At 64.9% G+C, this 26,354-nt stretch carries 35 protein-coding genes; 29 read left to right on the forward strand and 6 right to left on the reverse strand.

Features of this window, described 5'->3' with window-relative positions:
• Positions 1-3 precede the first annotated feature (3 nt).
• The 3 genes from AC1KVE_RS16140 to AC1KVE_RS16150 all read right to left on the reverse strand — a co-directional run bounded on the left by AC1KVE_RS16140 (position 4) and on the right by AC1KVE_RS16150 (position 1,366).
• Positions 4-264: a hypothetical protein gene (locus tag AC1KVE_RS16140; RefSeq protein WP_481092605.1), complete on the reverse strand. Its 261-nt coding sequence runs from the start codon at positions 262-264 to the stop codon at positions 4-6.
• A 185-nt stretch (positions 265-449) separates the two neighbouring features.
• Entirely contained in the window at positions 450-1,199 is a 750-nt protein-coding gene (locus AC1KVE_RS16145) for a Rha family transcriptional regulator (RefSeq protein ID WP_481092606.1), read from the reverse strand.
• On the reverse strand, positions 1,196-1,366 hold the full coding sequence (locus AC1KVE_RS16150) for an Arc family DNA-binding protein (RefSeq protein ID WP_481092607.1): 171 nt from the start codon (positions 1,364-1,366) through the stop codon (positions 1,196-1,198). Before AC1KVE_RS16150 ends, AC1KVE_RS16145 begins: the two co-directional genes overlap by 4 nt.
• Positions 1,367-1,461: 95 nt before the next feature.
• Between AC1KVE_RS16150 and AC1KVE_RS16155 the strand changes: the two genes are divergently transcribed.
• Positions 1,462-1,965 carry an Arc family DNA-binding protein gene (locus tag AC1KVE_RS16155; RefSeq protein WP_481092608.1) on the forward strand — a complete coding sequence of 168 codons (504 nt, stop codon included), beginning with the start codon at positions 1,462-1,464 and terminating at the stop codon, positions 1,963-1,965.
• 5 nt (positions 1,966-1,970) lie between these two features.
• Here AC1KVE_RS16155 and AC1KVE_RS16160 read toward each other — a convergent pair whose 3' ends face one another.
• Positions 1,971-2,204: a hypothetical protein gene (locus AC1KVE_RS16160; protein ID WP_481092609.1), complete on the reverse strand. Its 234-nt coding sequence runs from the start codon at positions 2,202-2,204 to the stop codon at positions 1,971-1,973.
• Positions 2,205-2,207: 3 nt separating this feature from the next.
• Positions 2,208-2,429: a hypothetical protein gene (locus AC1KVE_RS16165; protein ID WP_481092610.1), complete on the reverse strand. Its 222-nt coding sequence runs from the start codon at positions 2,427-2,429 to the stop codon at positions 2,208-2,210.
• Between the two features lie 255 nt (positions 2,430-2,684).
• On the opposite strand from AC1KVE_RS16165, the gene AC1KVE_RS16170 reads away from it, so the two are divergent.
• Positions 2,685-3,182: a hypothetical protein gene (locus AC1KVE_RS16170; RefSeq protein ID WP_481092611.1), complete on the forward strand. Its 498-nt coding sequence runs from the start codon at positions 2,685-2,687 to the stop codon at positions 3,180-3,182.
• Positions 3,183-3,259: 77 nt separating this feature from the next.
• On the forward strand, positions 3,260-3,931 hold the full coding sequence (locus AC1KVE_RS16175) for a DUF1828 domain-containing protein (protein ID WP_481092612.1): 672 nt from the start codon (positions 3,260-3,262) through the stop codon (positions 3,929-3,931).
• Positions 3,932-3,963: 32 nt separating this feature from the next.
• On the opposite strand, the gene AC1KVE_RS16180 is transcribed toward AC1KVE_RS16175, so the two are convergent.
• Entirely contained in the window at positions 3,964-4,656 is a 693-nt protein-coding gene (locus tag AC1KVE_RS16180; RefSeq protein WP_481092613.1) for a S24 family peptidase, read from the reverse strand.
• A gap of 98 nt (positions 4,657-4,754) precedes the next feature.
• Here AC1KVE_RS16180 and AC1KVE_RS16185 point away from each other — a divergent pair, with 98 nt between their 5' ends.
• The 26 genes from AC1KVE_RS16185 (at position 4,755) to AC1KVE_RS16310 (ending at position 26,354) form a co-directional block, all read left to right on the forward strand.
• The gene (locus AC1KVE_RS16185; RefSeq protein ID WP_228600134.1) at positions 4,755-5,033 is read left to right on the forward strand and encodes a transcriptional regulator; all 279 of its coding nucleotides are present in this window, start codon (positions 4,755-4,757) and stop codon (positions 5,031-5,033) included.
• A 204-nt stretch (positions 5,034-5,237) separates the two neighbouring features.
• Positions 5,238-5,501, forward strand: a complete 264-nt coding sequence (locus tag AC1KVE_RS16190) for a hypothetical protein (RefSeq protein WP_481092614.1) — start codon at positions 5,238-5,240, stop codon at positions 5,499-5,501.
• On the forward strand, positions 5,498-6,307 hold the full coding sequence (locus tag AC1KVE_RS16195) for a helix-turn-helix domain-containing protein (RefSeq protein WP_481092615.1): 810 nt from the start codon (positions 5,498-5,500) through the stop codon (positions 6,305-6,307). The genes AC1KVE_RS16190 and AC1KVE_RS16195 overlap by 4 nt, the downstream gene beginning before the upstream one ends.
• Positions 6,304-7,770: a replicative DNA helicase gene (locus AC1KVE_RS16200; protein WP_228600131.1), complete on the forward strand. Its 1,467-nt coding sequence runs from the start codon at positions 6,304-6,306 to the stop codon at positions 7,768-7,770. Before AC1KVE_RS16195 ends, AC1KVE_RS16200 begins: the two co-directional genes overlap by 4 nt.
• Positions 7,771-7,870: 100 nt before the next feature.
• A complete protein-coding gene (locus AC1KVE_RS16205) occupies positions 7,871-8,569 on the forward strand; it encodes a hypothetical protein (protein ID WP_481092616.1) in 699 nt (232 codons plus the stop codon).
• 119 nt (positions 8,570-8,688) lie between these two features.
• Positions 8,689-9,180: a glycoside hydrolase family 24 protein gene (locus AC1KVE_RS16210; RefSeq protein ID WP_481092617.1), complete on the forward strand. Its 492-nt coding sequence runs from the start codon at positions 8,689-8,691 to the stop codon at positions 9,178-9,180.
• A complete protein-coding gene (locus tag AC1KVE_RS16215; protein WP_481093075.1) occupies positions 9,180-9,506 on the forward strand; it encodes a hypothetical protein in 327 nt (108 codons plus the stop codon). The genes AC1KVE_RS16210 and AC1KVE_RS16215 overlap by 1 nt, the downstream gene beginning before the upstream one ends.
• The gene (locus AC1KVE_RS16220; RefSeq protein WP_089095871.1) at positions 9,503-9,718 is read left to right on the forward strand and encodes a hypothetical protein; all 216 of its coding nucleotides are present in this window, start codon (positions 9,503-9,505) and stop codon (positions 9,716-9,718) included. The genes AC1KVE_RS16215 and AC1KVE_RS16220 overlap by 4 nt, the downstream gene beginning before the upstream one ends.
• A gap of 14 nt (positions 9,719-9,732) precedes the next feature.
• On the forward strand, positions 9,733-10,092 hold the full coding sequence (locus AC1KVE_RS16225; protein WP_481092619.1) for a Gp49 family protein: 360 nt from the start codon (positions 9,733-9,735) through the stop codon (positions 10,090-10,092).
• Positions 10,093-10,095: 3 nt separating this feature from the next.
• Positions 10,096-10,581 (forward strand): lysis system spanin subunit, encoded by a 486-nt coding sequence (locus AC1KVE_RS16230; protein WP_481092620.1) that lies wholly within the window; start codon positions 10,096-10,098, stop codon positions 10,579-10,581.
• On the forward strand, positions 10,578-10,826 hold the full coding sequence (locus AC1KVE_RS16235) for a hypothetical protein (RefSeq protein WP_481092621.1): 249 nt from the start codon (positions 10,578-10,580) through the stop codon (positions 10,824-10,826). Before AC1KVE_RS16230 ends, AC1KVE_RS16235 begins: the two co-directional genes overlap by 4 nt.
• A complete protein-coding gene (locus tag AC1KVE_RS16240) occupies positions 10,826-11,701 on the forward strand; it encodes a hypothetical protein (protein ID WP_481092622.1) in 876 nt (291 codons plus the stop codon). The genes AC1KVE_RS16235 and AC1KVE_RS16240 overlap by 1 nt, the downstream gene beginning before the upstream one ends.
• 74 nt (positions 11,702-11,775) lie before the next feature.
• Positions 11,776-12,357 carry a putative metallopeptidase gene (locus tag AC1KVE_RS16245; protein ID WP_481092623.1) on the forward strand — a complete coding sequence of 194 codons (582 nt, stop codon included), beginning with the start codon at positions 11,776-11,778 and terminating at the stop codon, positions 12,355-12,357.
• Between the two features lie 31 nt (positions 12,358-12,388).
• Entirely contained in the window at positions 12,389-12,853 is a 465-nt protein-coding gene (locus AC1KVE_RS16250; protein ID WP_481092624.1) for a DUF2280 domain-containing protein, read from the forward strand.
• Entirely contained in the window at positions 12,825-14,177 is a 1,353-nt protein-coding gene (locus tag AC1KVE_RS16255; protein WP_481092625.1) for a phage terminase large subunit, read from the forward strand. Before AC1KVE_RS16250 ends, AC1KVE_RS16255 begins: the two co-directional genes overlap by 29 nt.
• A complete protein-coding gene (locus AC1KVE_RS16260) occupies positions 14,177-16,240 on the forward strand; it encodes a portal protein (RefSeq protein ID WP_481092626.1) in 2,064 nt (687 codons plus the stop codon). The genes AC1KVE_RS16255 and AC1KVE_RS16260 overlap by 1 nt, the downstream gene beginning before the upstream one ends.
• A 39-nt stretch (positions 16,241-16,279) precedes the next feature.
• Positions 16,280-17,182 (forward strand): hypothetical protein, encoded by a 903-nt coding sequence (locus tag AC1KVE_RS16265; RefSeq protein ID WP_481092627.1) that lies wholly within the window; start codon positions 16,280-16,282, stop codon positions 17,180-17,182.
• Between the two features lie 21 nt (positions 17,183-17,203).
• A complete protein-coding gene (locus tag AC1KVE_RS16270) occupies positions 17,204-18,403 on the forward strand; it encodes a P22 phage major capsid protein family protein (RefSeq protein WP_481092628.1) in 1,200 nt (399 codons plus the stop codon).
• A gap of 50 nt (positions 18,404-18,453) precedes the next feature.
• Positions 18,454-18,876, forward strand: a complete 423-nt coding sequence (locus AC1KVE_RS16275; RefSeq protein ID WP_481092629.1) for a hypothetical protein — start codon at positions 18,454-18,456, stop codon at positions 18,874-18,876.
• The gene (locus tag AC1KVE_RS16280; protein WP_481092630.1) at positions 18,877-19,956 is read left to right on the forward strand and encodes a hypothetical protein; all 1,080 of its coding nucleotides are present in this window, start codon (positions 18,877-18,879) and stop codon (positions 19,954-19,956) included.
• Positions 19,956-22,919 carry a packaged DNA stabilization protein gene (locus AC1KVE_RS16285; RefSeq protein ID WP_481092631.1) on the forward strand — a complete coding sequence of 988 codons (2,964 nt, stop codon included), beginning with the start codon at positions 19,956-19,958 and terminating at the stop codon, positions 22,917-22,919. The genes AC1KVE_RS16280 and AC1KVE_RS16285 overlap by 1 nt, the downstream gene beginning before the upstream one ends.
• Positions 22,916-23,464, forward strand: a complete 549-nt coding sequence (locus AC1KVE_RS16290; protein WP_481092632.1) for a DUF6445 family protein — start codon at positions 22,916-22,918, stop codon at positions 23,462-23,464. The genes AC1KVE_RS16285 and AC1KVE_RS16290 overlap by 4 nt, the downstream gene beginning before the upstream one ends.
• A 173-nt stretch (positions 23,465-23,637) precedes the next feature.
• A complete protein-coding gene (locus AC1KVE_RS16295) occupies positions 23,638-23,787 on the forward strand; it encodes a hypothetical protein (RefSeq protein WP_481092633.1) in 150 nt (49 codons plus the stop codon).
• On the forward strand, positions 23,787-24,227 hold the full coding sequence (locus AC1KVE_RS16300) for a GNAT family N-acetyltransferase (RefSeq protein WP_481092634.1): 441 nt from the start codon (positions 23,787-23,789) through the stop codon (positions 24,225-24,227). The genes AC1KVE_RS16295 and AC1KVE_RS16300 overlap by 1 nt, the downstream gene beginning before the upstream one ends.
• A gap of 1 nt (position 24,228) precedes the next feature.
• Positions 24,229-24,912 (forward strand): hypothetical protein, encoded by a 684-nt coding sequence (locus AC1KVE_RS16305; protein ID WP_481092635.1) that lies wholly within the window; start codon positions 24,229-24,231, stop codon positions 24,910-24,912.
• Positions 24,831-26,354: a hypothetical protein gene (locus AC1KVE_RS16310; protein ID WP_481093076.1), complete on the forward strand. Its 1,524-nt coding sequence runs from the start codon at positions 24,831-24,833 to the stop codon at positions 26,352-26,354. The genes AC1KVE_RS16305 and AC1KVE_RS16310 overlap by 82 nt, the downstream gene beginning before the upstream one ends.

Here is a 26,354-nt window from a genome sequence, read left to right on the forward strand (position 1 = left end):
CTCCTAAATCTTTGTCGATGCTGGGGGCTGACTGGCAGACGGCTCGAGCGCGCCAACGCTCGGGCCGTCGTTGTTTTCGGCTGGGCAAAAATTGCGCTCGCGATCCACATCCATGCTGTTGGGTGCATAGACGTGAAGCAGTGCGCGGCCTCGATATGCCTGGTGGATCTCCACCGACACGTCGTTCCCGATGAAGATCGTCGTGCCTGCTGCTGCATGCATGACGATCGGCCTGCGTGTGTGGGTAGGCTTTTCCCTACTCATAAATCCGGTTTCCTTCGTTTATGTTCGTGGGTGAAAATGCGAGCGTGGGGAAAGATTTATCCGTCAGCGGACGCAGGCAAAAGAGGGCGCCGCGCTGTGCGCAGCTGCGATTTCCCAGGCACGTAGCGGAATGACAATTACGCCGATCGCTCCCAGCACGATCCACGCGGCGCGCATACGGCGGGTCATGCGAGCACCGGCCCGGTGAACATGTCCGGCGTGGCTGCGGGAAAGACCCGCTGCAGCTTGGTCAGGCCCTTGCCGGTCACCATGGTGGTCACCGAGCGCATTTCTCCCTTCTCCGGATGCGTCCACGGCCTGCTGTACTTGAGGTCGAGCAAACCGGCCTCGATCTTGTCCTGGTACGGTTCGCCGCGCCGGTTGATCCATCGGTGCTCCCGCATCCAGCGCGCCAGTCGCGTGCGGCCGGTGCCGATCAGCTTCGCGGCCTCTCCCAGATCGTGGTTGTGGTTGCTCTGCACCACCTGGTCGTGGAATGCGGCCTTGGGTGCCTGCTGCTGGACGGTATGCTGCAGCTCGATGACCTTCTCGGTGTAGGTCAGCAGCAGGCCGCGCATCGCTGCAGGGTCGGCCAGGACGGCCATCGTGTCGCTGACTTTGGTCAACCGCTGCGCCATTTCGAAGAAGGCCCGTACAAGGCGCTTTTTGAAAAAGCGGACGATGTCCGTATTACGCATGTAGGTCAGGAGCAGGGTGGTCTGCTGCTCGTTGAGCTCGGCGTACTCGCGTTGCTGATTTCCACCGGCGGTGGCGAAGGTCTGGATTTCAAATCCGACCCTCCCGAATTCCTCCAAGTCGGCCAGATAGGTGCGCACCAGTTTGATGACGCTGGCGTGGTCGTTGTCGGTGCCCCCGGCAATGGTGAGGGTGTTGGTGACGGCGGTGCCGCCGCTCAGGGTTACGAGGTCTGTCACGGGGAGGATTCCTGTCGTTGAGCAGCAGCCAGCCGCTCCTGGCGCTCACGAAGCGCTCGGACGACTTCGCTGTTCTGGCTGCTGGCATTTCGCTGCGCTTCCGCGGCGACCCAATCCTTGAGGTCTTGCGGGAGACGGAGTGCGATCTGTGGGTCGAAACGTGCCATTACTTTTTTCCTATCAAGTACGGTGCTTTACGCACAGGGAAATAAAAGCACGGTGCTTTGTGGAGTGTCAAGCACCGTGATTGCTAAACTGGGGTATGGCCAGAACCGATCCTCAAGTGAACTTCCGAATTCCTGCAGCTCTCAATGAGCAGCTGAAGGAATCTGCGGCCGCGAACAACCGCACGGTCACGGCCGAGTTGGTTCACCGGCTGGAAGCGTCTTTCGCCGTGGGTCCGGGTCCGGATCCATTGGAAGATGGTTTTGAAAATCAGTTGACCGGAGCCTGGATTGCCTGCAAGGAGCATCTGGACTTTCTCAGGGGTGAGGTCGCCGAGATGGAAGCGCTGGCTGCACAAACCAAAGCCGCCGATTTGAATAAGGATGGTCAAGCGCCTGGCTGGACACCTCCGGATCCACTGCCGGAGTGGGCGTCGCTCAATGAATCCCTTGCGTTTTACCGCTCGTGGCGTGACAGAACGCAAGAGAATCTGCGCGAATTGACCGCCAAGGTTTTTTTTGTACATGGAATCGTGCCGCCTAATAGCAGCCAACCCAAGCATGGAAAGCCCAAAGCGGCCTCGCCAAAGCGCAAGCGCTGACCCGCTCACGCGGCACCACCAGCGCGCCGCAACAGCGCCTGCACAGGAGTGACGGTGTCTACGATTCCGAACCGCAGTGCGAGCAGTCGCTGGCGATCATTGGCGCTCATCCGGTTGCCGTAGTAGCTGCCACGAATGGCAGCCTGGGCACGGACGGCGGTGTCGCGATCAATGCGGCCGTCTGCCAGGTGTTCGGCGATGAGGGCAGCCGCCTGCGCCACAGTCAGAGAATTGGCCATCGCTCAGTCCTCCAGGATCTGGAAGGCCGGCGCGAAGCTCACCGGGCAGGAGGTGCGGATGTTGAAAGCCAGCGACAGCATGCGAGCGCGGTCTGCGTCCGTTACGGCGATGCCGTAATAGTCATCCTGGGCTGCAACAGTGCTGGCTCGCTGCGCGGTGTCTGCGTCGATCAGCCCTGCCTCGAGGTGGCGGGTGATCAGGGCAAGGGCGGTTTCAAGGTCCATCGTTCTCCCCAGCTGCCAGCTAATCCGGCGCGATGGGGGTACGTTAGCCTTCAGCTAATAATTAGTCAAGGGCTAAATTTAGTTAGCCTGCAATGGCTTCCGGATTGTGCAAAGCTGAACGCCGTTGCGGAGTACGCCGCGCCCAGATAACGCGGCAGCTGCGCGTGGAGTCACAGCGCGAGCCGATCAGGGTGATTGGTCGCGCCCATTTGATAGGTGCCTGGACAGATTGAGGGGAAAGCTATGGCACGCAGGATGCCGCCAGATCCGGAGCTCGTGCGCGAATTGCGAGAAATGCAGGCAGCGCCAAAGATATGGGTCGCAGCTGGCGAGATCGCCTGGGTGGATGCTGGCGGCAGGCCGAAGGGATACAAGTTCAGGGCGGCGCTCTCACTAGAAGGCCATACGCCGGACACCCTCTACGTCGAGGCCTACTATAAGGAATCCACCATCGAAGGCGTGCCGGACAAGCTGTCTCTAAGCCTCTTTTACCGAAATCATCGGATCTTGGGCCTCGACGAGAACGGCGCCACACGCCACAGAAACGAAGTTGGCGTGGGGCGTCAACACTATCTAGAACTGGTGGGTCATCCGCACCTGCACACTATTAGCGACGATGCCGTTTGCGGATATGCTGAGCCACTGGAGTCAGCCGAATTTTCGGCGCACTGGGCTACCTTCCTAAGTCACGCCGGTATCGAGAACGCTCCCGTCTTCAGCCTTCCGCCAGGTCAGCGCGAACTTCCACTATGAACCACGACTCACTAGCACATGCCATCTGTGGGCACTACACCGCGATCAGTGCTGTATCGGGGTACATCGAGTCGCCCTTGGCGTTCCCGCTGGACGGGACTTTGATCGGCGCCTACGTCCTAGAATCTGGGCCAGGGCGATTTGTCGTCACCGATGACGGCGATGTGGCGTTTCACGTTGCCGCTGCGGGCGCCGACATCACTGCGGCGCGCATGAAGGCCTACCGGTCGATCGCCGAAGAACATGGTCTTTCGCTGAACGACGATGGCGTAATCAGCGTCACGTGCGACGATGGCGAGCTGACCGGAGTTCTGAGCCAGTATTTGCAAGCTGTGTCTGCCATCGCCGCAAAGGGGCTGAAACATCGCCCTCGTGATGAAGAACGCTTTGCCCGAATCGTAGGCGCGGCGTTGGCGAAAAGGTACGGCGATCGCCTACTGAAACGCGCGGAGGTGACTGGACTCAGCGGCCACCAAATTCGGTTCCCGTATGCACTGGACATCGGGCGCGAGCGACGCGCCTATGTCCAGCCGATCGCCGCCGACTCAGGAGTGATCCAGTGGAAGGCGGTCTATGAGGCTGGCGGCAAGTTCAAAGACCTGCGCGCAGCTCGGCAAGATGCGCCCGTAATTGCAGTGCTGGAGGCGTCGCGCGACGCAGACCGCGCAAGCGGATTCTTCGCTGATACAGCATCGGTTCTGATCTACCAGGGCGGCGCCATCAATCTAGATTTTGCCATCGCCGCCTGACACTCACCCCCGCTCCGGCTGGGTTTTTGCTTTTAATTAAGGCGGTCAATCCTGTTGCGGAGATGGACCTTCCCCCCCACGACTGCGCCGCGTGGGAGCGGGAACGCGGGATAGAGCACTGTATTGGCACTGACCACATAGATCGCGTCGCCGCGATCCTGCAGGCCCTTGATCTGCTGGCCATTGCCGGTGTTGATCAGGTAGATGCCATCGCCATCAAACGTCGAGATGCCGGTGTCCACGATCAGCGACTCGCCTGGCTGGATGATAGGGATCATCGAGTCGCCGCGGCCGGTCACCAGTACCAAGCGTCCAGGCTGCGGCACGAACCCGACGATCGATCGGATGTAGGCCGGCGTGAAGTCGATCGAATGGATCACCTCGGGGTAGTCAGCGTTGACTCGGCCGTCGCCCATGTCGGCCTCCGCATCCAGCTGCTGCACTCGGACATAGGCGGACTTCGCTGTAGCGTCTGACACTTGGTGCTCGATGGATCCAGTCCACTGTGGGCGGTCCATCCAACCGCGTTGGAGGCCAAGCGCCTCGCAGATCTTGCTGGCAACTTCGTCGCCTATGTACTTGCCGGCTAGCAGCTGGGAGACATACGACGCGGACAGAAATCCGCCCAGCTTCTCGCCCTGGTCGCGCCTTTTCGTGATCCCGTCAGCCTCAAGCTGACTGATCAGGTGCCGGAAGTTCCTTTGCCGAATTTCACCAATGTCCATTGCCAATATCACCTATTTGGTTAGCCAAAGACTAACACATTGGTTGATTAGCGGCTTGCGCAATATGTTAGCTGTGGGCTAACATAATCGCCATGGACATGAAAGCGCTCGACCTCGCCATTGAGATTGCCCAGGGGCCCGCAGCATTGGCGCGGGCTCTTGGCATCAAACCTCCTTCTATCTTCGGCTGGTACGCGCGCAAGCGAATCCCTGCTGAGCGCTGCGCGGCGATCGAAGCGGCCACCGGCGTGCCGAGGCATGCGCTCAGGCCAGACATCTTTCCTGTTCCGAGCCTGCGGGGCGGCGTTGCGGGTGGGTCTGCCATTGAGGCCCCGCCGGTTCAGCCAAGCGATCCCGTGACCAGCAAACCGATCTGATCGATATCGAATAACTCGCCCCAAGGACTGGGGTGCGATGGGTGCAAGGACGGCTGCCACCCGGTGCACGGTAGTGGGGTGCATTGGTGTCTGGCGCGAAGAGGCGGGCCGTTTCGACGGCTCGACAAACCATTCGTCCAGATACGACGAAGCCCCCGCTGTCGGGCAGACATGTGCGGAGGCTTCGTTGAGACCGAGGCCACTATGCCATCCAACGAAACCCCGAGCAAGAATTCAACCGACTGCACGCCGTCGCTGGTGCGCATTGAGCGCATCGATGACGTGGTGTTTGCGATTTTCACCGATCCGGCGCGCCCCGGCTTCGAGTACGACCCGAGCATCCGGAGCGTGCAGCAGGCGCTGGAAATTGCGCGCCACGTTGCAGAGAAGCGGTGGATCACCGCGGCGCATCTGCAGCAGTACAGGGCGTTGATGCTCGCCGAGTTCGGCGAGGCGGTGACGGCGTGAGCTTTCAGGCTATGACGTGGGCCGTAAGCCAGCAATGCAACTCGCCGGGCGAGAAACTGGTGCTGCTGATGCTCGCCAACTGCTGCAACGCACACAGTGGCCGCTGCAACCCATCGCACAAGAGGCTTTCCGCCGAGTGCTCGATGGGTGTGTCCACGCTGAAACGCCACCTTGCCGCGCTCGCCGAGCGAGGACTGCTGAGGATCATCGCGAGCAGTCTGGATGGGGTGTCACTGCCCAACCAATACGACCTCAATTTAGAGGGGGGGGGCCCAAATCGGGCTGGGGGGTCAGCCCAGATTGGACCGGGGGTGGGCCCAAATCGGGCTACAAACCAGGAATCTAACCAGGAAGATAAACCTAAGAACAAATCCGCTGACGCGGATTCGTCCACAGCGCTCGGCGCTGCCGCTGCTGAGGACCATGCCGGCGACGGAGAAGACCAGCACGATCGTGCTAGCAGCGACCTGCTGGGCGGCCAGCAGCAGGTGAAGCCGACGCGTAGGGCTACGCCTCCTTGCCCACACGGCGAAATCATCGCGCTTTACCACGAGTTGTTGCCAACGCTGCGCGGCGTGCGGATCTGGCAGGGCCGGCGCGAGAAAAACCTGCAGGCTAGGTGGCGAGAAGATCCCGATCGGCAAAGCCTAGATTGGTGGTGGCGGTTCTTCAACTACGTCGCGCAGAGCGATTTCCTGATGGGCAAGAAGACTGATTTTGTTGCTGATCTGGCGTGGCTGATCTGCCCGGAGAACTTCGCTAAGACGATCGAGGGCACCTACGAAAATCGCCGGAGGGTCGCATGATCTACGACCGCGACATGGAGCTCTACGACGACGCGGCGCGCTGTCAGCTGCTTGAACCTCCTCACAGCCGCGAGGCTGAGGAGAGCGCCCTGGCTGCACTAATGCTGGACAACAGCCGCTTGGTGGACGTGCAGGACTGGCTGCGCGCCGAGCATTTCTTCCTGCCAGTGCATCGTGCGGCCTATGCGGCGATTCTTGCGCTTGCCGAGAAGGACAGGCCGTTTGATGGCGTCACCGTGTGCGAGTGGCTGGACGCTCAGGGCAACCCGCAGTCCGCCCAGGCCGGCGTCGTGGCACTCAACATTGCGTCGAATGCCTACACCACGGCCAACGTCATCGCCCATGCCGAGATCATCGTGCAGCGCGCCAACCTGCGTCAGCTGGTGGAGATTGGGCAGCAGCTCATGGAGGCCGGGATGAACCCCAAGGGCCAAAGTGCGGAGGCAATCGCATCGAAGGTGGGCGCCGACCTTTCGCTGATCGCGCCGCTTCGCGCGGTGGGCCTCAAGCCCTACAAGGTCGCGCTCAAAAAGCTGGCCACCGACTTCGAAATGCGCAAGTCAGGAGAGCGGCAGATCGGCCTGCCTACGCCGTGGAAAGGCGTCAACAAGGCGATCGGCGCGCTGCTGCCGGGGCAGGTCTACGTACTGGCCGCCAGGTCCAACCAAGGCAAGTCTACGCTCGGTTTCCAACTGGCGCGGTTCAGTGGCCTACGCGGCACACGCACCGGCCTGTTCTCGATGGAGATGAACGACTCCGACGTGGCGGCGCGCGACGTGTCTGCCATCGGCAATGTGCCCTTCGACTGGGTGATGGGCTTGGCCGACAAGAGCGACGACGAGGATATCCACTGGGGCAACTTCACCGCCGGCATCAAGACGCTGATCGGCGCGAACATCGTCATTGACGATGACCCGCAGCTGTCGGCCGCGGCGATCGTGGCGCGGTCGAAGCGCGCGCATCGGCAAGATCCGCTTGGGCTGCTGGTGATCGATCACTTGCACGAAATGGCGTTGCCCGGAAAGCAGGGAGAGGTGATCGAGCGCGGGCAGGCGCTGCGCGACCTCAAGGCGCTGGCCAAGAATCTCGGTATCCCGGTGGTGGTCCTGGCCCAATTGAACCGCGGTGCTGCCGAGGGCCGGCGCCCCACCGTGGCGGACATCCGCGGATCGGGCGGCATCGAGGAGGTCGCGGACGTGATCCTCTTCATCCACCGGCCAGACGTCTACAACCCCACGGATCGGCCCGGCCTGGTCGAGGTGATCGTAGGCAAGGGCCGCAACGTCAAGACCGGCACCGTGGTCAGCCTGCGCAACCGATTCGAATACCAGCGCGCCGAAGACTGGGAGGGCGCGGACCCGGTGGCCGAATTGGACGAGCCGCCTGTCCAGCAGGGATTCGGAGGCGCGCCCTCGAAATGGAGGCCATCGAATTCAGGGCATCGCGTACCAGAGCGTGGTTAAGCGCTATGCATGGGACCCGATGTGCCACGAGCAAGCGGGATCAATAGTTGAATTAGGCCTCGCGATTTTGCAGGGCTGCCAGAGCTGAAGGATTGCGATAATGACAGACGTACGTGAATTACTGGCACGACTCAACCCGGCGAACGTGAAGTTCGACACTGGCCGGGGTGGGCTGCCGGAGCTTACCAACCAGGACATTGCCGGCGCGCTGGCCTTCATTCCCGCAGGGCTGGGCCGCGAGGTGTTCATCGCGTGCCACTGGCCGGACGGCGCCAAGCTGAGCCGCCGGCGGATTACCGGCATGTTCCAGCAGCTGGCCTTGACCGAGTGGCGCAAGCGCATCAACCGCATGACCGACGCGAAGGTCGATCACGGCATCGCGGTATCGATACGGCGCTGGCAGGGGGCAGAGACGGCCGAGCAGCGCGCCGAAGTGCGGCGGACGCAGGTGCGCATCGACAGCGCCCGGGCCGAGCTGTGGCCGGACAGCGTGCCGGAAATGCTGCCGGCGCTGCTGCATGCCATCGTGGATGAGCTGGCATGCCCGAAGAATTGCGCAACCTGCCAGGGTCGCGGTGCGGTCATCGCCAGTGAGCTGCTGGTCGCCTGCACGGACTGCGAGGGAACCGGACACAGCAAGAATTCCGACCTGTGGCGGGCCAAGCGCATCGGCAAGGACTCAGCCAACTTCCGGCGCGACTGGCGGGCCTGCTATCAGTGGCTGTTCGATCGGATGCGAGACGCAGAGGCCGAGGCAGCGGCGCGGATGGCGGCGGCCGTGCGCAAGGAGGCGGCATGAGGTCGTGACATGACCTCGTTTTCCTCGTCACTATACGCGCGTCGGTAGAAGCCACTCGCCGAAACACAAATCCCAAGCCCCGCCATCTGGCGGGGCTTTTTCATTTCCGAGGTTGAACAATGGCGACCATCACGCCAGAGCAAGCCGGTGGTCGCAATGTCGTGGCGTTCCTCGACATGCTGGCCTGGTCAGAAGGCACCGATAACGGCCGGCAGGCCACGAAAGACCGCGGCTATGACGTGCTGGTCGGTGGCGGGCTGTTCCAGGGCTACGCCGACCACCCGCGCAAGCTGGTGCCACTGCCGAAGCTGCGCATCTCGTCCACAGCGGCGGGCCGCTACCAGCTGCTGCAGCGCTACTACGACGCGTATCGGAAAACGCTGGGGCTGTCGGACTTCTCGCCGCTGAGCCAGGACAAGATCGCGCTGCAGCAGATCCGCGAGCGTCGTGCGCTGCCGCTGATCCAGGCCGGCAAGATCCGCGAGGCCATCGCCAAGGTGTCCAACATCTGGGCGAGCCTGCCAGGCGCCGGCTACGGCCAGCACGAGCACAAGCTGGACAACCTTCTGGCGGCATACGAGCGCGCCGGCGGACAATTGGCGCAAAGCTGATGCCCGCCAAGAAGTCGCGAGACAGTGCTGTAGCCAAGCTGCAGATGGCGCTAAGCACCATGAGCACGCCAGGCATGACGCCATCGAGCGCACTGAATCTGGTGCGCGGCATGGTGCAGGACGCGCTGGACCTGATCCAGGAATCCGACCCGCTCAAGAAGCGCGTGGCCTTCATCGTGCTGGCGCTGCAGGAGTCCACCGAGGTTGGCGTGGTCGCCCTGCGCGGCAAGGAACACGAACGCATCCTGATCCGGGACCGGCCGCTGTACGAGTGGGCCATGAAGCAGGTGCACAAACTGGCTCAACCTGAGCGAGAGGCCGCATGACGTTCGCGACCCGCAATGCTGGCGCCGGCCGGATCGGCATCGCCATCCTGATCCTGTTCCTCTACGGCATGGCTATGGCCGCGCTGGTGGGTGTCTCGATCCCGCAGACCAACCGCGACGCGTTCGCCCTGCTGCTGGGCGGACTGAACACCGCTCTCGGTGGGGTGGTGGGCTACTTCTTCAACATTTCCCGCCGCCAGGCTGGCGGCTGACTTAGGAGCACGACATGACCGACCAGACCATCGAACAGGAAATCCAGGCCAAGGGCCTGACCGCGCCGCGCGTGACGCCGAGCGATATCGAGGCGGAGATCAGCGGCGAGTACTTCTTCACCGCCGAGGAGGGCGTGCAGGTCGCCGCGCACTGCAATCCGGACGCTGTCGTAGCCGGAGTGCATGGTGAGCTGCGGCTGCTTACCTTCTGCGTCCTGCGGCTGCGCAACGGCTTCACCGTCACCGGTGAGTCGGCCTGCGCCAGCCCGGAGAACTTCGACTCCGAGCTTGGCCGCAAGATCGCGCGACAGAATGCAGTCGCCAAAATCTGGCCGCTGCTGGGCTTCCGCCTGCGCGACAAGCTGGTCGGTTGAGCCATGAACCGCATCCTGATCGCGATTGCTGCTGTGCTGCTGTGGTCGGCCGCCATGATCGGCGCCGGCTGGGCCTGGCGCGGTGATCGGGCCGAGGCGGCAGTGGCCACCGGCGAGGCCGCAACTGGTAAGCAGGCCTTACAGGTTGAGCAGGCCGCGCGCGCCACCGAACACAAACAGGCCGAGGTGCTGGCCGACATTGGAGCCAAGCATGAAGAAGACCGGCAGGCGGCCCAGGCTGTCCCTGATGCTGTTGTGGCTGACCTGCGCGCTGGTTCTCTCAAGCTGCGCGACGGGTGGGCCAGCTGTGAAACCCAGCGTCTCACCGAAGCCGCAGCCGGCACCCGCGAACGTGATGCGGCCACCCAGCGCCGAGAAGAGTTTGCGGGCCGAATTGTTCGAATCGGGCGTGACGCCGACGACCAGCTCCGCGCCTGCCAAGCCGTGGTGAGTGCTGACCGCGCCGAGTCCGGGCAGGTTCTGCCGTGAGCACCAACCTGCACGTCCTGCCGAGCAGCCAGCTGCAGGACATCCCGGAGATGCTGCGCCGGCTGGCGGACGCGATGGAGGGCGGCAAGTACGGCGGCGTGCCCGAGGCCGTGGTGGTGCTGGGGACCGAGCAGGCCGACCGCATCGAGGTGTTCGGCTTCGGTCGAGCCGATAGCACGGTGACGCATTACCTGCTGGGCTGCGGTATGGCCAAGCTGCAGCGGCCACGGCTGGGAGAGCGCTGATGGGCTGGGTTCCGCTTCACCTCTCAGGGCGGGCTTACGAGTTCAGCAGTGCCAGCGAGACGCCGGCGGTCATTGTCGATTCCGTGGTTTACCCGGATGGCTCAGCCGCACGCAGTGCGCCCTGGGAAATCTTCGTGTATGGCCCGGCTACCAAGCTCGGAATAACGGTTTTCGCTTCGGATCCATCTCCACTCGAAGTGCCAAGTAGCTTTTTTGCTGGCGGCTGGTATGCGTACCAAACTCCGATCCAAGGCTATCGCCCAGAGCGCGACGCGTCTGAAGCTGGGAATTGGCAGTCGGTAACGGACCTGCAAGAAAACGATGCCGCCTCCGTCATAACAGACGGTTCAACGGTTTGGACTGAGCCCATGTATTTGCAGTACGTGGCGCCGCGAAGTGGTGAGGATCCTAGCTTTCAACCAAACCACTACAACGTGCAGCTGTGGGTCTGGGACGGCGACGGCCCCACGCCCACCGATGGCGCATGCGACGAGATTGGCCGGGTGTCCCGCGCATTCGTCTCGGCGCACAACCGCACCCGCGTGCACGGTGTGCATGTTGGCGCGGGTGAGCGTCGCTGCGTGGTCGCCGACTACAACGGCGCGCTGCCGGTGGGTCGCTCGATCGCCCGGGCGGAGTGGCGGCTGGCCGGCGACGGCGTGGCGCGCATGTCTGAGGCGGCAATCCCCACCCCCAGGCAGACGCAGGTGCAGCTGCACGCCCAGCACGCCGGCCGGGTGATGCTCCGCTGCCTGGCCACGCTGGATAACGGCGAGGTGTACGTGCAGAGCTTCATGGTGCTGGTGTCTCCGGACCCGTTCGCCGACCAGGCGGGCGCTGGTGGCTCGCTGGTGCTCACCGCGGTGGCTGGCTGATGGAGTTCACTGGCGGAGGGGATCAGCACGGCAACCGCCCACTGCCACCGAGCCACCTGCAGGACATCGCCGGCATGATCGAGGACGCAGCGATGCAGTTCGCACCGGCGCCGGAGGTGTGGTCCTGGGTGGAGGGCGTATTCCTGTCCGAGGACGGCCACCTGCACAACCCCGACCATCTGCACCTGCAGGATGCCGACGTGGGCGTGCTCTGGGCAGGCAGCGGGTTCACCAAGCAGGGGCGCGGAGTCGTGGGCCAGGCCGAGCTGGTCGCGTTCCGCGCCGGCGGCTGGCAGCGGGCACGTCTGGAGCGGCAGATGGTGGATTGGTTCGGCCATGTGCCCGAGGTGTTGATCACCCTGGCGGCCGACTACTGCGCCGAGTGCAGCGATGCCGACTTCTGCGCCCTGGTGGAGCACGAGCTTTATCACCTGGCCCAGGAGAAGGACGCATACGGAGCCCCGAGGTTCCGGAAAGACGGTAAGGCGGTCCTGACCATGCGCGGCCATGACGTGGAGGAGTTCGTCGGAGTGGTGCGCCGCTACGGTCCGAGCGCTGAGGTGCAGGAGCTGATCGCCGCCGCCGCAACCGACCCGCAGGTCAGCCGGCTGGACGTGGCCCGCGCCTGTGGAACATGCCTACTGAGGGCCGCGTGAAACTGACACCACTTGACGAGACGAACGCGCAATGGCCGCACTGAGTACTGACGTAAAAGCGTTCATCGTCCAGCAGCTGGCCTGCTTCGATACCCCATCGCAGGTGGTGGCAGCGGTCAAGACGGAATTCGGCATCGGCGTCAGCCGCCAAGCAGTGGAGGCGCACGACCCGACAAAGAAGGCCGGGGCCCGGTTGGCGCCACGTTGGGCCGAGCTGTTCACGCAGACGCGCGAGCGGTTCCGCAACGACACCGCAGAGATTCCGATCGCCAACAAGGCGTTCCGGCTGCGTGCGCTCAACCGCATGGCCATGAAGGCCGAGGACACCCGAAACATCGTCTTGGCCGCGCAGTTGATCGAGCAGGCGGCCAAGGAAGCCGGCGGTGCGTACACCAACCGCCACCAGCACGAAGTGAGCGGGCCGAATGGCGGCCCGGTCGAAACCATCACCCGAATCGAGCGCCGCATTGTCCGCCCTGGATCTTCCGACAGCTGAGGTGTTCGTTCCGCTGCTGGAGCCGTCCCGTTACAAGGGCGCCCACGGCGGGCGAGGCTCGGGCAAATCGCACTTCTTCGCGGAGATGCTGATCGAGGACTCGCTGCGAGAGCCTGGTGAGTCTGGTGGCGCCGGCCTGCTGTCGGTCTGCATCCGCCAGGTGCAGAAGTCGCTCAAGCAGTCGAGCAAGCGCCTGATCGAGGCGAAGCTGCGTCAGATGGCCCTGGGTGAGCGGCACGGGTTCAAGGTCTTCAACGAGGTTATCCAGACGCCGAAAAGCGGGGTCATCACGTTCCAGGGCATGCAGGACCACACGGCCGACTCGATCAAGTCGCTGGAAGGTTTCAAGCGAGCATGGTGGGAGGAAGCACAGGGCGCCACGGCGTTCTCGCTGGGCCTGCTGCGGCCGACCATCCGCACGCCAGGCTCAGAGCTGTGGTTCTCGTGGAACCCGCGCCGCAAGCTGGACCCGGTGGACGTGATGCTGCGCGGCCCTCAATTGCCGACCGGCGCCACGGTGGTCCGGGCGAACTGGCAAGACAACCCGTGGTTCACGTCGGAGCTGGAGCAGGAACGGCTGGACTGTCTGCGCATGGAGCCGGACCAGTACGACCACATCTGGGGCGGTGGCTACGTGACTGCCGTCGCTGGCGCCTACTACGCCAAGTCGCTGGCACAGGCGCAGGAGCAGGGGCGGATTGGCCGCATGGCCGCCGACCCGCTGATGACGCTGCGGGCCTACTGGGACATCGGCGGCACCGGCGCGAAGGCTGATGCGTGCGCCATCTGGATCGTGCAGTTCATCGGCCGCGAGGTTCGGGTGCTGCGGTACTACGAGGCGGTTGGCCAGCCGCTGGCCTCGCACGTGGATTGGCTGCGTCGCAACGGCTTCGCCAGCGCGTACTGCGTGCTGCCGCACGACGGTGCCGCGCACGACAAGGTTTACGCCGTCAGCTACGAGGGCGAGCTACGCAAGGCCGGATTCGAGGTGAAGGTGGTGCCGAACATGGGCGCAGGCGCTGCGATGACGCGCGTCGAGGCTGGCCGCCGGCTGTTCCCCAGCGTCTGGTTCAACAGCGCCCTGGTGCGCGATGCACGCGAAGGCCCGGAAGGCATCGAAGCCGACGCCACCGAGGCCGGCCGCGATGCGCTGGGCTGGTATCACGAGAAGCGGGACGACAGCCGCAACATCGGCTTCGGTCCCGCGCATGACTGGGCGTCGCACGGCGCCGACGCATTCGGCCTCATGGCCGTGGATTACCTGAGCACCGACCACAGCGAACCGGATACATCGGCGCTGGACGACTACACGACGGGATACTGATGGCAGACCGCACCGACACCACGCTGGACGAGATGCGCCGGCGCTACACGACCGCGTCGGACGCCTGCGCCACGCTGTACGACATGGCCGCCGAGGATGAGCGCTTCGTGACCGTGCCGGGCGAGCAGTGGGATAGCCGGCTCAAGGCGCGCCGCGCTGGCCGGCCCATGTTCGAGTTCCCGAAGCTCGCAGCCCACGTGCGCCAGGTCGAGAACGAGATGCGACAGGGGCGGCCACAGGGCAAGGTTCGCGGCACCAAGGATTCCGACCGCGGCCTGGCCGAGCTGATGCAGGGCATCTGCCGCAACATCGAGGCGGTAAGCAACGCCGAGCAGGCCTACGACATCGCCTACCAGAAGGCGGTCAAGGGCGGCATGGGCGTGTGGCGCATCGTCACCGACTACGCCAGCGACGACGACTTCGAGCTGGATATCTTCATCAAGCCGGTGCGCAATCCGCGCTCGGTGAAGTTCGATCCGGCTGCGCGTGAGATTGATCGGCGCGATGGTCACTTCACGTTCGTGGAAGAGCTGATCCCGCGCGACCAGTACCAGCGCGAGCACCCCGACGCAGACCTGACGGACTTCGATGCCGATGGAAGTCAGGACATGTCCCGCTGGCGCGAAGCCGGCCTGATTCGTCGCGCCGAGTACTGGTACAAAGACCCGGTGAAGGAGCGTCTGCTGGCGCTGAGCGACGGCCGCGTGCTGCGCGCCAACGAGCTGGCCAAGCAGCTACGCATCAAGCTGGAAGAAATCGACCCGTTCCTGCAGCAGCAAGGCATTGTCATCGTTCGGGAGCGTCCGATCGACACGCACGTGGTGCGCATGCGGCTGACCAACGGCCACCAGTGGTTGTCCGAGCCCTACGACTTCCCCAGCAAGTTCATTCCGGTGGTGCCCGTGTTCGGCAACATCGAGGACATCGACGGCGAGGACTATTGGCAGGGCATGGTGCGGTCAAACAAGGACCAGCAGCGCCTGCACAATGTCCACCGCACGGCGATCGTGGAGGCAGTGGCCAAGGCCCCCAAGGCGCCCTTTATCCTGAAAAGGAGCTGGATCAAGGGCAACGAAAATCAGTGGAAGCACGCCAACAGCGAGGACTACCCGTACCTCGTGGTGTCCGACGAAGCGACCGAGATGCCGAAGCGTGCCGCCCAGGCCGATCTGCCGGTTGCGCTGCTGCAGCTGGCTGGGCTGGACAACGAGGACATCAAGGCCAACACCGGGCTGCATAACGCCAGCCTGGGCGCGCAGTCGAATGAAACCAGCGGCCGCGGCATCCTGGCGCGTCAGCAGCAGGGCGCGACGGCGACCTACAACTACAGCGACAACCTGTCCTACGCGATCCGCTACAGCTACGAGATTCTCGTGGACATGATCCCGCGTGTGATGGACACGCCGCGCGTGGTGCGCATCCTGGGACCGGATGGCGGCGAGAAGTTCAAGCAGCTGTATCAGGAGGTCACCGACCCGGCGACCGGGCAGACCGTTGTGTTGAACGACGTGCGCAAGGGTAAGTACAGCATCGAGACGACCATCGGGCCCAGCTTTGCCACCCAGCGCATGGAAGCCGTCGAAGCCTTTACCCAGATGCTCGGCCAGATGGGCAGCGGCTTGCCGCCGCAGATCGGCGCGCTGATGGCGTACATGGCGGTCAAGAACATGGATCTGCCGGGCGTCGAGGAGCTGGACGCGGCATTCCGCAAGATCCTGGTCGCGCAGGGCGTCGTGCAACCCAAGGATGGCGAGGAGCCGCCGGCGCCCGCGCAGCCCGACCCGAAGCTGATGGCCGACGCGCAGAAGATCATCGCGCAGGCGCAGCTGTACGGCGCGCAGGCCGAGGGCCAGCAGCTGGAGAACATGACGGTGGCGCAGCAGCTCCAGCTGCAGCAGCTTCTGCCGCAGATCCTGGCCCAGCTGCAGGGCGGAATGCCGCCGGATGCTGCGCAACCACCACCAATGGATGCGACGGGCATGCAGTTGCCCGCCCCAGACCCGACACAGCCGCCGCAAGGCGGTTTTTCTTTGCCCGTTCCCACTGGCGGCATTCCCGCCTGACCGCATCGGCCCGGACTGGCCGAAACCCGAGAGGATGAGATGACCGATAGCACCCAAGCCCAGACCCAGGGCGGCCAGACCGCGGCCGAAGGGAACACCGCCACCACCACCCAGCAGCAGCCGGCCCCGCGCAGCGACGCGGAAGCGGATCTGCAGCAGGGCGCCAACCAGCCGCAGGCCGATGCCGATAAGGCTGCAGCGGACAAGGCTGCGGCCGAGAAGGCGCAGCAGGAATCGGAGCGGAAGAAGAACCGCACCAAGGCCTACATCGACCGCATCAACGCAGAAAACGCGGAACTGCGGCGCAAGGCGGCCGAGTACGAAGCGCGCCAGCCCAAGCCGGTTGCTCCGAAGGAACCGACTCTGCAGGACCACGGCTACGACCAGGAAGCCTACGAGAAGGCCTCCCGCGAATATGCCCTGCAGCAGGCGCGCACCCAGTGGGAGAACGAACAGAAGACCCAGGCAGAAGCACAGAAACAGCAGCAGGCCGTCAACGCCTACCAGGAGCGCGCAAGCGCATTCGCCGCCGTCCACGATGATTATCTTGAGGTCGTCGGCTCGATCGATCCGGTATTGCTGCCGCCCGAGCTTCAAGCCGCGATCATGGGGCACGAGAAAGGCCCCGAGATTGCCTATCAGCTCGCCCAGAACGAAGACGAGCTGTTCAACCTGGCGCAGACGCGCCCCGAGCTGATGGAGCGGGCGCTGGCCCGCTTTGCCTCGCGCATGAGCGATGCGCAGTCGGACGCCGGCGCAACTGCCCAACAGGCAAACGCGCTGGCAGCCCCGGCAATCGCCGCCCAATCAACCAAACCCATTTCCCAAGCGCCCGCGCCTGCACCGCGCGTCGGCGGCCGCTCTCCTACGGAAACCCCGCCGGAGAAGCTGACCGACGACGAGTGGTACGAGCGCGAAGTCGAACGCCGACGCAAGCGCTAATCCCATAAGGACACCTGCAACATGGCAAACACCATCCTCACCCACCAGATGATCGCCCGCGAGGCGGCGAAGATGCTGGTGGAAGAAGATACCGTCGTAAAGAACGTGAACACCGGCCGCAAGGGCGAGTTCACCGAGACGGTTAACGGCTACAAGAAGGGCGACACGGTGCAGATCGGCATCCCGCCGGTGCCGGTCACCTTTGACGGCCCCGTCTTCGCCGGCGGCGGCAACGCGCCCGACCTGGTGGAGAAGAAGGTCAATCTGACCCTGGACACGCAGAAGCACGTCCCGCTCACCTTCACCGCCAAGGAAAAGCTGCTGAGCCTGAGCGACTTCAAGGAGCGCTTTCTGGCTCCGGCGATGCAGTCCCTGCGCTCGGTGATGAACGCCGATCTGCTGGTGCGCATGGCGCGCTCCACACCCAACGTGGTTGGCACGCCGGGCACCGTGCCGAACACCCGCCGCACCTACGGTCAGGCACGCGCCTCGCTGGAGCGCTTCCTGGCCCCGGACGGCAACCGCAGCGTGCTTTTCAGCTCCGACGCCAATCTGGAGCTGAGCGAAGCGAACAGCACGCTGTTCAACGCGCAGCGCGACATCTCCGACATCTACCGCATGGGCGCGGTCGGCGACTTCTCGGGGTTCACTTTCTTCGAGAACCAGTCGATGCCGGTGCTGACGCTGGGCGCGGGTAGCGGCTACGTCGTCAACGGCGCGAACCAGACCGGCACCGGCCTGGTGGTGGGCACTGGCACCGGCGCGCTGACCCGCGGCACGGTCTTCACCCTGGCCGGCGTCTTCGCAGTGCACCCGATCACCGGGCAGAGCACCGGCAAGCTGCGCCAGTTCCTGGTGGCGGCGGACTACGCGGGCGGCGCCGGCACGGTATCGATCTATCCGGAAATCGCACCGACCACCAGCATCTTGATCGGCACCGTGACCGCCTCGCCGGCCAACGGCGCTGCACTGACGCTGGTCGGCGCGCCGTCCACCGGTTACCGCCAGAACCTGGCGTTCCACAAGGACGCGTTCGCGGTGGCCTATGCGCCGCTGCCGGTGCTGGCTGGCCTGGAGGGCTACACCGCCACCGCCAAGAACGTCTCGGTGCGCGTGATGCAGTTCGCCGACGGCAAGAACGACATCGAAAGCACCCGTATCGACGTGCTGTACGGCATGGCGACGGTGCGTCCGGACCACTCCGTCCGCGTCACCGAGTAACCCACCCAACGGGGCCGGCATTCGTCGGCCCCTTCTCCTATGGAGCTTCCATGAACAACCAGAACGAATTTCCCAAGGCCCTGTACCTCAAGGGTGACCCGAGCGCGCCGGCAGTGTTTGTCGAAGATGCGGCCACCGAGAAGGATGTGCTGGAACGCGGCTACAAGATGATCAAGGACGCATCGTTGCCCGAGGCCGCCAGCGGCAACGGCATCACGCCCGATCCCAACGCCACCCCGATCAAGAAAGAGGACATCGAGGGCCAGAACGGCGTCGAAAGCCTGCATACCGCGTCCGAGCAGGGCGAAATCTTCCTGGGCCGGGCGATCGATGAAATCCGCAAGGATCTGCCGCTGCTGACCGACGAAGAGCTGCAGCAGTACCGCTCGCAGGAAGTGACCGGCAAGAACCGCAGCACGCTGCTGGCTGCGTTCGATGCCGAGGCCGCCGACCGCGCTTCCAAGGTCGCATAAATGACCACGGCCGCCGTCATCGTCTCGCGGGCGCTTCGCCTGATCCAGGTTGTGGATGCGAACGAAGCACCCGAAGCAGAGGACTTCCGGGATGCCTGCATTGCCCTCAACGCCTTGGGCGTGCGCTGGGCGACGAGTGGGCTCATCTCGGCGTGGCAGACAGTCGAGGGTCCGGAAACCCTCATCTCCACGCCTGCCGCTGCTGACGAGGCGCTGACCTACTCGCTTGCCGTGCGTATGGCCAGCGAGTACGGCCGCCCCATTTCGCCCGAGGTTGCAGCTTTGGCGGAATCGGCGGCGGCGGTCCTCTGGCGCGACCGACTCACCGCACCCGGCGCCGGCACAGTCGCCGCCATCATCTACCGCGCACTGCGTGCCTTGAGCGGGCAGGGCGTGGCGAAGTACCCGGACGGGTTCAACCTGTCCGGAGCGCTGTATGCGCTGGACAGCCTGGGCAGTCGCTGGCGGCGGTCCGGCCTGATTACGGCGTGGACGACGCCGGCCGCGATCGATGCGCCATATTCCAACGGTGCAGAGGCTATCGATGCCTTCGTGCACAACCTCGCGCTGCGTCTGGCTGCCGAGTACGGCGTGCCGATCCGTCAGGAGCTGCCGGTCCTCGCACAGGAGGGCGTCGCAGCGCTCTGGCGCGACCGTCTGGAGGCGACCGGCAGCGGCACCGTGGGGAGCGTCATCCGGCGCGCTTTGCGCCTTGTGCGCACCCCTGGCGGCCTGCCCGACACCGCCACCATGTCCGGCGCCATCGAGGCGCTGAACGCGATGGTGCGGCTTTGGGAGGTGGACGGGCTCTCGATCGGCTGGAGCGATGTCAGCACGATCACCGAGCAGCTGCCGGCACCGCCGGAAGCGGAGGACGTGCTGGCGCACAACCTTGCGCTGGCGCTGGCGCCCGAGTACGGCGCAGATGTGCGGCCCGATGTGGTCGCGCGCGCCGCGTCCGGCTTGTCCACGCTGTCGGCGCAGGTGCAGGCCAACAGCTACGACCGCCTGAGTTACGGCGACCTGCCTTGCGGCGTTGGCCGGCGCGGCGGGTCTTATATCGATGGGATCAACGGCTGATGGCAACGCAAGAAATCGACCTGCTCGGTGGCTTCTATCAGGAGGACGGGCGCGAGTGGGCCGGGCAGGACACCGTGAACTTCCTGCTGGAATTTGCGGAAGTGGCCGGCACGCGCACGCGCATGAAGCTCAGCTCGGCGCCGGGCCTGCGCCGGTATCTGGACATCGATCCGGCGGCGGTGCGCGGGCTGAAAACGGTGGGCGGCTCGCTGTTCGCCGTTGCAGGCACGCGGCTGTATCAGATCAACACCAAGGGCGTGGCCACGGCGCGCGGCACGATTCCCGGTGTGGGCCGGGTCAAGATGGCATACAACCAGGTGACAGGCGGCAATCAGCTGCTGATCACCACCGGGCAGAGCAACGCCTATGTGTTCAACACCGCCGACAACACATTCACCCGGATCAATGACGAGGCGTATCCCGGTGCGCGCTCGGCGGCATACAAGGATGGGTACATCCTGCAGGTCGAGCCGTTCGGCCGGTTCTTCTTCCACTCGGAGCTCGCTGACGCTCTCGATTACAGTTCGCTTGATCGCTACGAATCGGAGGCATCGCCCGACAAGCTGGTGACGGTGGAGGTGCTGGACGACGTGGTGGCCTTCAACGAGACCACCATCGAGTTCTTCTACAACGCCGGCACCACCACCGGCACGTTCCAGAACAAGGGCGCGGTAGTGGCGCGCGGCTGCGCCAGTGGTGCGTCCGTGGTGACGCTGGACAACAGCGTGATGTGGCTGGGCGACGACGGGGTGGTGTATCGGCTGGACGGCTACGCCGCAGTGCCCATCTCCACCGGGCCGGTGCAGGAGGCGATCCGCAGCAACAACTGGGCGCAGTCCTTCGCGTTCAAGTGGGAGGGCGATCGGCACAAGGTCTACTACCTAACCTTCCCGGACGGCAAAACGTGGGGCTACGACGTGGTGACGCGGATGTGGCACCGCCGGCAGTCGTACGGCATGGACCGCTGGCGCTTGAACGACCTGGTGTACTGGAATGGCATGTGGATCGGGGGCGACTTCCAGACCGGCACGTTGTGGGTGCTGGACCCGGAATACATGCTGGAGGGTGATGACCCGATCGTGCGCGAGCGCATCACCCAGCCGATGGCCGCCTCGCAGAATGAGTTCTTCGTGAGCAGTCTGGAGCTGCTGGTGCGTACCGGCGCCGGCAGCCTGACCGCGGCGCAGCCCTCCCTGGATATCAGCGGGGTGACGCTTATCCCCAGCACCGGCAATTTCGCGTACTCGACCGTGCCGCATCTACGCGTGGTCGACGGCGAGCAGCCGGTGCTGGAGAACCGCCACGCCGGCACCAGCAGCACCGACGTCATGGTGGCGCTCGACCAGCTGTTCGCCACCTTCCCGACGTGCGAGACGGTGAGCCTGGTGGTGTCGTGGTTCGGCGACGACCTGCGTGCAGGGCAGTGCCAGATCCGGCCGCGCCTTGCGGTGGCGCCCAGCATCGCCGATCGCGTGTCCTGGACGCCAAGCAATTGGGCGGTGGAGCAGGTGACGCCGACCACGGCCACGCTGGTGACCTACGTCAACAACAGTGCCGGCGGCTACAGCGTGTACGGCTCCACGCCGTCCGATGATTCGATTGTGCAGGTGATTCAGTACCTCAAGAGCAAGGGCAAGCGGGTGGTCTTCTACCCGTTCCTGCTGATGGACGTTCCCACCGGCAACACGCTGCCCAATCCCTGGGGCGGCGCCAGTCAGCCGGTGAACCCGTGGCGCGGGCGCGTGACCTGCTACCCGGCGCCCGGTGTGTCCGGCTCGCCGGATGCCACTGCGGCTGCCGGCACGCAGATCGATACGTTCTTCACTCGGGAATGGGGCTTTCTGCGTTTCGTGCGGCACTACATCGCCCTGTGCGCGCCGCTGTTCCATGCAGGCGATGTGTTCATCGTCGGAACGGAAATGGTCGGCATCACGCAGGTGCGATCGAGCCGCACCGCATACCCGGCGGTCGCGCACCTGCGCCAGCTCGCGGCCAATGCGAAGGCGGCAATGCCGCAGGTGCTGGTGTCCTACGCGGCCGACTGGACGGAGTACCACAGCCGCCAGTACAGCAACGGCGATCTGAACTTCCATCTCGATCCACTGTGGGCTGATGCCAATGTGGACTTCGTGGGCATCGACAACTATTTCCCCATCGCCGACGTGCGCACCGACGACAACCCCGAGCTGGTGCACAGCGTGCCGTATCTCAAGTCCAACATCGAAGGCGGCGAGCTGTACGACTGGTACTACGTGGATCGCGCGGCCGGCACGCGCGCGCCGATCAGTGACGGCGGCTACAACAAGCCGTGGGTGTATCGGCAGAAAGACATGCGCGGGTGGTGGAGCAATGCGCACGTGACGCGCCAGGCCTACGTCGAGACAACGCAAACGGCATGGGTGCCTGGATCAAAGCCGATCTGGTTCACCGAATACGGATGCGCGGCGATCAACCGCGGGCCGAATCAGCCCAACGTCTTCTTCGACCCCAATTCGTCGGAATCGACCCTGCCGTATTTCTCCAACGGCGTGCGGGACGACGCGGCGCAGCGCGCCTACTACGAGGCGACCATCTCCTACTGGCGCGAGCACGGCGGGTCGATGATCAGCACCGCCAACATGATCGCCTGGACGTGGGACGCGCGCCCCTATCCGCAGTTCCCATCGCTCACGGAGGAGTGGGGCGACTACGGCAACTACCCGCGCGGCCACTGGCTGCAGGGCCGGTTCCGCGCACAGGCAGAAATGCCCGATCGCGCCATCGAGGTCTGCTATTCCGACGACGGCGGGAACAACTGGACGAACTGGCGCCGCAAGGAGCTGGGCGGGGTGGGCGAGTACTCCAAGCGCATCCGCATGACGCGCCTGGGGTCCAGCTACAGCCGAGTCTGGCGCATCCGCTGCAGCTCGCCGCTGCCGGTGGAGCTGCACGGCGCCGTCGCGCAGATCGAGGTCAAAGCATGATCGTGATAGACGACTTCCTGGCCGATCCGCAGGCGGTGCGCCAGGCAGCGTTGTCTGCTCGCTACGAGGATTGGCCGGGCCACGATGGCGAGGTGTATCGGCGCATTGCGCTGGTCGATGTGCCGGGCTTGCGCGAGGGCATTGAGCGGGCGATGGGGCCGGTGAACATGCTGGGCATGGCTTACCGCCTCAACTACGGCGGCGAGCTGCCGAACGCGGCGATTCATTCCGATCTTGGGTGGGGCACGCACGCGGCGGTGCTGTACCTGAGCGACGGCCCGGGCGGCACTGCCTTCTGGCGGCACCGCGCCACCGGTGCGCACCGGATCGATGCCGGCGACGTGCAGCTGTTCGAGCTGGTCCGCGGCGACTGGGACGACGCCAGCCGCTGGGAGCAAGTCGGCATCGCCGAGATGAAGCTGGGCCGCTGCGTCATCTACGAATCTGCGCTGTTCCACAGCCGTTGGCCGTTCGCGGCATTCGGCACCGATGCACACACCGGGCGACTCACAGCAGTCGCCTTTTTTACGCCCGAAGGAAAGTAATCATGCACAGCATCTGGACAGCACTTTGCACCGCTGCAGCAGGAATGTCGGCCGCCCGGCATCGCAGCAAGGCGCGCGAAGCGCGCGGCGTGCCGCATGTGGCACCCAAGCCCGCTGCGAACACGCACGCCGCGCCCGTGTATCGGCCAGCGCGGGACAGCGGTCCCGACGTAATGTCCACCGCCTCGATGGCGTTGGCCTGCCCCAGCTACGACAGCACCAGCAGCGCGGACGCGATTGCCAGCTACGACCCTTCGCCGGTGTCGGACTGGGGTGGTGGTGGCGGGGCGAGTGACGGCGCTGGCGCATCGGGGGACTGGTGATGATCCGCAGAGCAACCGAAGACGACCTGCCCGCCATCCTGGAGATGTCGCGCAAGTTCTATGCGACGACCAGCTATGCCGCGCTGACGCCGATGGATGACCACACCGTCGCAAACCTGGTCTTCCAGCTGATGGACAGCGTGATGCTGGTCGCCGAGCTGGAGGGGCGCGTGGTCGGCATGGTCGGCCTGATCGTGGCGCCCTTTATGTTCGATCGCAGCATCAACGTGGCCTACGAGGTCGTGTGGTGGGTCGAGCCGGAAGCGCAGGGCGCAGGAGTCGGCAAGGCCCTGCTGGCCGCCGTGGAGCCTGCGTGCGCTGAGTGCGGCGCATCGGCCGTGGTGATGGTCCACCTGGCCACCAGCCCGCCGCAGGCCGCCGCCCTGTACGAACGCGCCGGGTTCCGGCACTCCGAAAGCAGTTTCACCAAGAGGATCTAACATGGCCGCAATCACAGGCGCTGCGCTGGTCGCTGGCGCGACCGTCTATTCCGCGAACCAGGCAAAAAAGGGGGCGCAGGGCGCCGCCAATGCCACCGCCGCCGCGCAGGGCGAAGCCCGCTATGCCAACCAGCAGAATTTCCAGCCCTATCTCAACCAGGGCGAGGCAGCGATCAACAAGCTGACGCAGCTCAACAACGGCGACTACAGCAGCTTCATGGAGGCGCCCGACTACCAATTCACGCTTGACCAGAGCATCAAGGGACTCGATCGGAGCGCAGCGGCGCGCGGCGCCCTGTACTCGGGCGGCCAGCAGGCCGATTTGACCCGCCTTGCCTCTGGCCTGGCCTCACAGCAGCTGGGCAATTACCGCAACAACCTGGTGCAGCTGGCCGGCATGGGCCAGAGCGCGGCAGGAGCGATTGCCGGCGTCAACACCGGGTACGCCAACGCCGTCGGCGCGGCAAATTCCGATGCGGCCAACACCAACGCCGCGGCGAACGCGCAGATGCTCACCGGCTTGGCCGGCCTGGGCAACAACGCGCTGCAGAGCTACGCCGCCGGTCGCACCAGCGCTTATCAACCGCAGGCCAGTGCCAGCCTGTGGCAAGGCCAGGCGACGACCGGGCAGGGCAGCGCGTACAACTTCGGCAACAACCTGGTCAACTTCGCGGGGCGCGTCTGATGGCAAATCTCCTGGCCCAAATCAGCCCATTGGAGGCCGCAAGCTACGTCCAGCAGCAGGGCGACGCCGGTCGTGCGCGCGGCCAGCAGAACATGCTGACGCAGCTGGCCAGCCAGGCCTACACCGCGGCACCGGAGCAGCAGAGCGGCATCCTTGGCCAGATGGCGGCGATCGACCCGAAGGTAGCGCAGGCGCAGCAGACCCAGTTCGAGAGCGCGGAAGATCGCCGCAACAAGACGTTGGCCAACATGGCCGGCCTGCTGGTGAAAGCGCCGGAGCAGGCGCGCGCGGGCATCTACCAGCGCATGCTGCCGGACCTGCAGCGTTTCGGCGTGGAGGCGCCGGCAGCGTACGACAGCACGACGGCGCCGATGATCAATCAGACCGCGACGGCCCTCTACCAGGCATACAGCAGCGCCGGGCAGACGCCCACCGATGTGCGCAGCTTCCAGATGATGACGGCGGGGCTGTCTGCGGAGGACCGCGAGAAGGCGCGACGGGTGCAGCTTGGCCTGGATGGACGCGCGTCAACGTCTGGCTTCACCCAGGTGAAATTCACCGGTCCGGATGGTCGCGAGCGTATCGGTGTGATGAACGGCCGTACTGGTCAGATCGATCTGCCGGACGGCACCAGCTTCAACCCACAGACCGGCGCAATGGCTGCAACGCAAGGGGGTGGCGGGATGGTGCTGCCGCAGGGTGGCGGGCAGCAGGTCGTGGAGCAGGATGCGGCTCTGGCCAACCAGATGATCGCCGCCGGCATCCCCTCGGATCAGGTCGATCGCTTCCTGCAGTCGCGTGCCGCTCAATTCAGCGGCGGTGTGCAATCGGGTGGCGGTGCGCAGAACACCTTCGTCGGTCGTGCGCCCGAAGAGCAGGCCGCGGCAACTGCAGCTGCGCAGCGAGCAGTGGAGTTGGGCACGCTGGCCCCGGAGCTGCAGATGCGCACCCAGGATGCCGTGCAGCGCGCCGGCGCGACGACGGCGATCGAGGCCAACGCCAAGCGTCAGGCCGAGCAGCAAGGGCAGCGGGAAGAGCGCACGCGGGACGCCAACGACACGCTGTCGCTTCTCGATCAGGCCGAGAAGCTTCTGCCCAACGCCACCGGCGGACGGGCCGGGCAGCTTGGTGATGCTGCGGCCGCTGCGTTCGGCGTGTCCACTGCGGGCGCGCAGGCCACCGCGCAGTTGCAGACGATCGCGGGGCAGCTCACTTCCAAGATGCCGCGCATGCAGGGCCCGCAGTCCGATCGGGACGTGCAGCTCTATCAGCAGATGGCCGGCGACCTCGCGAACCCGAATGTCCCAGTGGCCACGCGGCAGGCCGCATTGCAGACGATCCGCGCTCTGCAGAAGAAGTACACGGGCGATCAGCGCGGCACGGGCGGCGGCGGACAGAAGCCGGCCCCGACCGGCGGCACCTACAGCAATCTCTGGAACTGA

It is taken from the genome of Xanthomonas sp. NCPPB 2864 (assembly GCF_056675615.1).